At 49.0% G+C, this 6,000-nt stretch carries 5 protein-coding genes; 3 read left to right on the forward strand and 2 right to left on the reverse strand.

The genetic code is table 11. The annotated features are described in order from the left end of the window. Positions 1–5: 5 nt before the first annotated feature. The gene (gene raiA, locus MUG06_RS15240; protein ID WP_215845790.1) at positions 6–332 is read right to left on the reverse strand and encodes a ribosome-associated translation inhibitor RaiA; all 327 of its coding nucleotides are present in this window, start codon (positions 330–332) and stop codon (positions 6–8) included. A gap of 277 nt (positions 333–609) precedes the next feature. Next, on the reverse strand, positions 610–1,344 hold the full coding sequence (gene bamD / locus MUG06_RS15245; protein ID WP_243079091.1) for an outer membrane protein assembly factor BamD: 735 nt from the start codon (positions 1,342–1,344) through the stop codon (positions 610–612). Positions 1,345–1,474: 130 nt separating this feature from the next. Here bamD and rluD point away from each other — a divergent pair, with 130 nt between their 5' ends. From rluD to clpB, 3 genes are all read left to right on the forward strand, one after another. Beyond that, a complete protein-coding gene (rluD, locus tag MUG06_RS15250) occupies positions 1,475–2,455 on the forward strand; it encodes a 23S rRNA pseudouridine(1911/1915/1917) synthase RluD (RefSeq protein ID WP_215845792.1) in 981 nt (326 codons plus the stop codon). After that, a complete protein-coding gene (gene yfiH, locus MUG06_RS15255; protein WP_243079092.1) occupies positions 2,452–3,180 on the forward strand; it encodes a purine nucleoside phosphorylase YfiH in 729 nt (242 codons plus the stop codon). The genes rluD and yfiH overlap by 4 nt, the downstream gene beginning before the upstream one ends. A 113-nt stretch (positions 3,181–3,293) precedes the next feature. Further along, positions 3,294–5,879 (forward strand): ATP-dependent chaperone ClpB, encoded by a 2,586-nt coding sequence (clpB, locus tag MUG06_RS15260; protein WP_243079093.1) that lies wholly within the window; start codon positions 3,294–3,296, stop codon positions 5,877–5,879. The last annotated feature ends 121 nt before the right edge of the window (positions 5,880–6,000 follow it).

Below are 6,000 nucleotides of genomic sequence, written 5' to 3' on the forward strand. Positions count from 1 at the left end.
AGTGATTAGCTGGCCGGTGTGAAATCTTTTACGCTGGTCGTTGCGCGGCGAGCTTCGGCTTTATGCTGAACTTTATTGAGCTGTCGTTCGAGCTTAGCAATCAAATCATTTATTGCGGTATACATATCGTCGTGTTTGGCGCTGGCCACCAAAGTGCCGTTTGGCGTATTTATAGTGGCATCAGCCACGAATTCTTTTGGTTCTTTGGACAAGACAATATGGGGATTAATCAGGTCAGTTTGCCACTTTTCTAGCTTGGCGAGACGGTCTTCGACATGGTTGCGGATAGCCGCAGTGATTTCCATTTGTTTACTGGTAATGTTGAGAATCATATTTCTTACCTCTCTGTCATTTCCGTCTTGGTAAGTTCAGCATAACGCGAAAACAGACAAAATGTGTGATTTAGATCACGAAAAAATGTCACTTTTTGTCAAGGCCAGTTATTTGTGAGAAAGGCTGAGAAAGCGGGTTAAAAGGCTTGAAGCGTAACCGTTAAAAGCGCATTGTTGATGGGTTAGCTCAACGGGAAAACACTGGTTTTAATGTTTTTCCGAGCATAAAAAAAGCAGCCATTGAAGGCTGCTTTTTTAGTTTCAAGCGGAATAAAAATTAGCCGACTTGATTCGCAGCAATAATCTTTGCCACTTTATCTGCTTCTGCGTTTAGTTGTAGATGACGGTAGGCATTTTCCATCAGCGACAGCGCATCGTGCGTGGCCTGCGTATCGGGATAATCGCGCATCATACCTTCCACACGGTTAACGACCGCGACATAAGCCTCGCGCTTAGTATAGAATTGCGCCACGGACAGTTCATATTTCGCTAAACGATCTTTCAAGTAGACCAGACGTTTTTGCGCGTCAGCTGAATATTGGCTGTTCGGATAACTGCGCAGCAGCTGCGAGAAGTCACGGAATGCATCACGGGCATGGGTCGGATCACGATCAGAACGATCAATGCCGAAGAAGCCTTGCAGCGCCGAATCATCCAACGCCATATCCGTCAGGCCTTTCATATAGATGACATAGTCGATGTTTGGATGAGTAGGATTCAAACGCATGAAGCGAGCAATAGCCGCCTGTGCTAATGGCAGATCGGCATTTTTATAATACGCGTAGATCAAATCCAGCTGAACCTGCTGTGAATAAGGACCGAACGGATAACGATTATCCAGCGCTTCCAGTTGCTTAATCGCCGCTTTAAAGTTACCGTCCTGCAGCTTTTGCTGCGCTGTGGCATAGATTTCAGAAGGCGGGCTGTCCGGTACCGCGTCATTAGAGCCGGAACAACCCACAAGGGCCAGGCTCAGTGTGGCAGCAGCCACCAGATGTTTCATACGCGTCATGACGAAATGATTATCCTCAAAATGTTATGGCGGAAGCTGTCCGTATAGCTCCCGGTAATGACCAGGTACGATAGCACATTATATTAAACGGCATCGCCGTGAAAACCCAACGTTAACGAAGAAGCTGTATATGGCACAACAAGTTCAACTCACCGCAACGGTATCCGAATCACAACTCGGACAACGCTTAGATCAGACTTTGGCAGAATTGTTCCCTGATTATTCGCGTTCTCGTATAAAAGAATGGATCCTTAACCGTCGCGTTAGTGTTAACGACACGATTGTCGACAAACCAAAAGAGAAAGTGTTAGGTGGCGAACGTGTCGCCATTGACGCTGAGATCGAAGAAGCGCAACGCTGGGAGCCGCAAAATCTGCCGCTCGACATCGTTTATGAAGACGATGATATCCTGGTGATTAACAAGCCGCGTGGTTTTGTGGTGCATCCGGGCGCGGGAAATCCTGATGGCACGGTGCTGAATGCATTGCTGCATCATTACCCCGCCATAATGGATGTTCCGCGCGCAGGTATCGTCCATCGCCTTGATAAAGATACCACTGGATTAATGGTGGTAGCTAAAACCGTTCCTGCACAAACGCACTTGGTCGAAACGCTGCAGCTGCGTGAAATCACGCGTGAATACGAAGCGGTAGCAATCGGTACGATGACAGCGGGCGGCACCGTTGATGAGCCAATCAGCCGTCACTCAACCAAGCGCACGCATATGGCTGTGCATCCGATGGGCAAACCTGCGGTTACTCACTATCGAATCATGGAGCATTTCCGTGCACACACGCGTTTACGCCTGCGTCTGGAAACGGGGCGTACCCACCAGATTCGTGTCCACATGGCGCATATTAACCATCCGCTGGTAGGCGATCCGCTTTATGGTGGTCGTCCACGTCCGCCAAAAGGTGCATCTGAAGCGTTCATCTCCACATTACGTGGCTTCGATCGCCAGGCACTGCATGCCACCATGCTGCGTCTGTATCACCCTATCACCGGTATTGAAATGGAATTTCATGCACCAATCCCGCAAGACATGATCGATTTAGTTAACGCTTTGAAAGCGGATACTGAAGAGTTCAAGGATCAAATGGACTGGTTATGAGTTTGATTATCCCCGATTGGCCCGTACCGTCCCGCGTGCGAGCGTGTTCCACTGTACGCTATGGCGGCACGAGTACAGCACCTTGGAAATCGCTGAATCTGGGCAGCCATGTCGGGGATTCGTCATCACATGTCGAAAGCAATCGCCAACGACTGGTGGAGCTAGCGGGCTTGCCCGCAATGCCACAATGGCTGGATCAGGTTCACACAACCGATATTGTCCGGCTGCCACATTCCGTACAAGAGATACCGCGTGCAGATGCATGTATTACTAATCAAGCAGGCGTAGTGTGTGCAGTAATGACAGCAGATTGTTTACCGGTGTTGTTCTGCTCGGCAGATGGAACGGAAGTCGCCGCTGCACATGCGGGGTGGCGTGGGCTTTGCGATGGCGTATTAGAAAACACGCTGGCGCAGTTTCGTTCATCTCCTAATCAGATTCATGCATGGCTTGGACCAGCAATTGGTCCGAATGCATTTGAAGTCGGCGCAGAGGTACGCAGTGCCTTCATGGCTAAAGCTCCTCAGGCGGCAGCGGCATTCCGTCCCGTTGGCAATAAATTTTATGCCGATATAGTGTTATTAGCGCATCAGCGTCTGCAGGCGGCAGGCGTGCAATCTGTTAGCGCTGTGAAGCGTTGCACCTTCAGCGAACCAGACAATTTCTTCTCCTTTCGCCGTGATGGTGTTACCGGTCGTATGGCAACTTTGATCTGGCTGATATAACCTTACGCCATAAGACGATCCGGTTAGTATGTTTTTTACTCTTATCTCAGGTCATTAACCTTGAAATTTTGAGGGATGACCTCATTTAATCTCCAGTAGCATTTTGACCTGTAATGGGAGGAATCATGCGTCTGGATCGTCTTACCAACAAATTCCAACTGGCTCTCGCCGATGCGCAGTCCCTCGCTCTGGGACATGACAATCAATTTATCGAACCTCTGCACTTGATGAGCGCGTTGCTTAATCAAGAAGGCGGAACGGTACGTCCATTATTAACGTCTGCAGGTGCGGACGTTGCAACCTTACGCACGCAGGTAGAGCAGGCGATCGATCGTCTGCCTCAAGTGGAAGGGACTGAAGGTGATGTTCAGCCTTCATCTGATTTAGTCCGTGTGCTCAATTTATGTGACAAGCTGGCGCAGAAGCGCAGCGACAATTTTATTTCATCTGAATTATTTGTTCTGGCGGCCCTCGATTCACGTGGTTCTTTGGCAGATATCCTTAAATCTGCTGGCGCAACCAATGAAAAGCTAACCAAGGCCATTGACCAGATGCGTGGAGGAGAAAACGTGAGCGATCAAGGGGCTGAAGATCAGCGGCAGGCATTGAAAAAATACACCATCGATCTAACCGAGCGTGCTGAATTAGGCAAGCTCGATCCAGTAATCGGTCGTGATGAAGAGATTCGCCGGACTATTCAGGTATTACAACGGCGCACCAAAAACAATCCCGTGCTTATTGGTGAACCTGGCGTGGGTAAAACGGCTATTGCTGAAGGACTGGCTCAGCGCATCATTAATGGTGAAGTACCGGAGGGTTTAAAAGGCCGCCGCGTACTGGCGTTGGATATGGGCGCGCTGGTGGCGGGCGCAAAATACCGTGGTGAGTTTGAAGAGCGCTTAAAAGGTGTATTGAACGATCTTTCTAAACAGGAGGGAAATGTCATCCTGTTTATTGATGAGCTGCATACTATGGTTGGCGCGGGTAAAGCTGACGGCGCGATGGACGCTGGTAATATGCTTAAACCTGCATTGGCGCGTGGTGAGTTGCACTGTGTGGGCGCGACGACGCTGGATGAGTATCGTCAATATATAGAGAAAGATGCTGCGTTAGAACGTCGTTTTCAGAAAGTCTACGTCGCTGAGCCAAGCGTTGAAGACACCATCGCTATTCTGCGTGGGCTGAAAGAGCGTTATGAATTGCATCACCACGTTCAAATTACCGATCCGGCTATCGTCGCGGCCGCAACCTTATCGCATCGCTATATTGCTGATCGCCAGCTACCCGACAAGGCGATTGACTTGATTGATGAGGCGGCTTCAAGCATCCGCATGCAGATGGACTCTAAGCCTGAATCGCTTGACCGTCTTGAACGCCGGATTATTCAGCTGAAACTGGAGCAGCAGGCACTTAAGAAAGAAGCGGATGACGCCAGCATCAAACGTCTTGAGATGTTAGAGAGTGAGCTGAATCAAAAAGAGCGTGAGTACGCTGAACTTGAAGATGAGTGGAAAGCGGAAAAAGCATCTTTATCCGGTACGCAGAACATCAAGGCTGAACTTGAGCAAGCGCGCCTTACACTTGAGCAGGCTCGCCGCTTAGGCGACCTCGGCCAAATGTCCGAGTTGCAGTACGGCAAGATTCCAGCGCTTGAGAAACAGCTGGCTGCAGCGACTCAGGCTGAAGGCAAGATGATGAAGCTGCTGCGTAATCGAGTTACCGACGTTGAAATTGCCGATGTGTTAGCACGATGGACCGGCATTCCTGTGGCGCGCATGATGGAAGGCGAGCGCGATAAGCTTTTACGTATGGAGCAAGAACTGCACGCACGTGTCATCGGCCAGGACGAAGCGGTTGAAGCTGTATCGAATGCTATTCGCCGTAGCCGCGCAGGATTGTCGGATCCTAATCGCCCGATCGGTTCTTTCTTATTCCTTGGGCCGACAGGGGTAGGTAAAACTGAGCTGTGCAAGGCATTGGCGAACTTCTTGTTTGATAGCGATGACGCGATGGTACGTATCGACATGTCTGAATTCATGGAAAAACATTCTGTGTCGCGACTGGTCGGTGCGCCTCCTGGTTATGTTGGCTATGAAGAGGGCGGCTATTTAACAGAAGCGGTTCGTCGTCGTCCTTATTCAGTCATTCTTCTGGATGAAGTAGAGAAAGCACATCCAGATGTGTTCAACATCCTGTTGCAAGTTCTCGATGATGGGCGCTTAACCGATGGACAAGGACGAACTGTGGATTTCCGCAATTCAGTTGTCATCATGACATCGAATTTGGGATCGGATTTGATTCAGGAGCGTTTCGGCAATCTCAATTATGGCGAAATGAAAGATATCGTCATGGGAGTAGTAGGGCAGCATTTCCGCCCTGAGTTTGTTAACCGTATTGATGAAGTGGTTGTGTTCCATCCATTAGCTGAGAAACATATCGCTTCAATCGCGCATATTCAGTTGCAGCGTTTGTATAAGCGTCTGGAAGATCGCGGTTATAAACTGCACATTTCCAGTGAAGCGATTAAATTGCTTGGTGAGAATGGCTACGATCCGGTTTATGGCGCGCGTCCACTTAAACGAGCTATTCAGCAGCAGATTGAAAATCCGCTGGCTCAGCAAATACTTTCCGGTGCATTGGTTCCGGGCAAAACTATCGAAATGGATGTTAAAGACGGTGTAATAACAGCTCATCAATAACACTCCTCAAATAAAAACGGGCCTTTTGGCCCGTTTTTTATGAGTAAAAAGCGATAATTGGTTCATAAAATGAGCAGGTGGTTTAAATATTGAGCGGTTGAATAAAAACTTGAGATTAGCA

This window comes from Pantoea sp. MQR6, assembly GCF_022761075.1.
In the GTDB taxonomy this organism is placed as follows: Bacteria; Pseudomonadota; Gammaproteobacteria; order Enterobacterales; family Enterobacteriaceae; genus Pantoea; species Pantoea phytostimulans.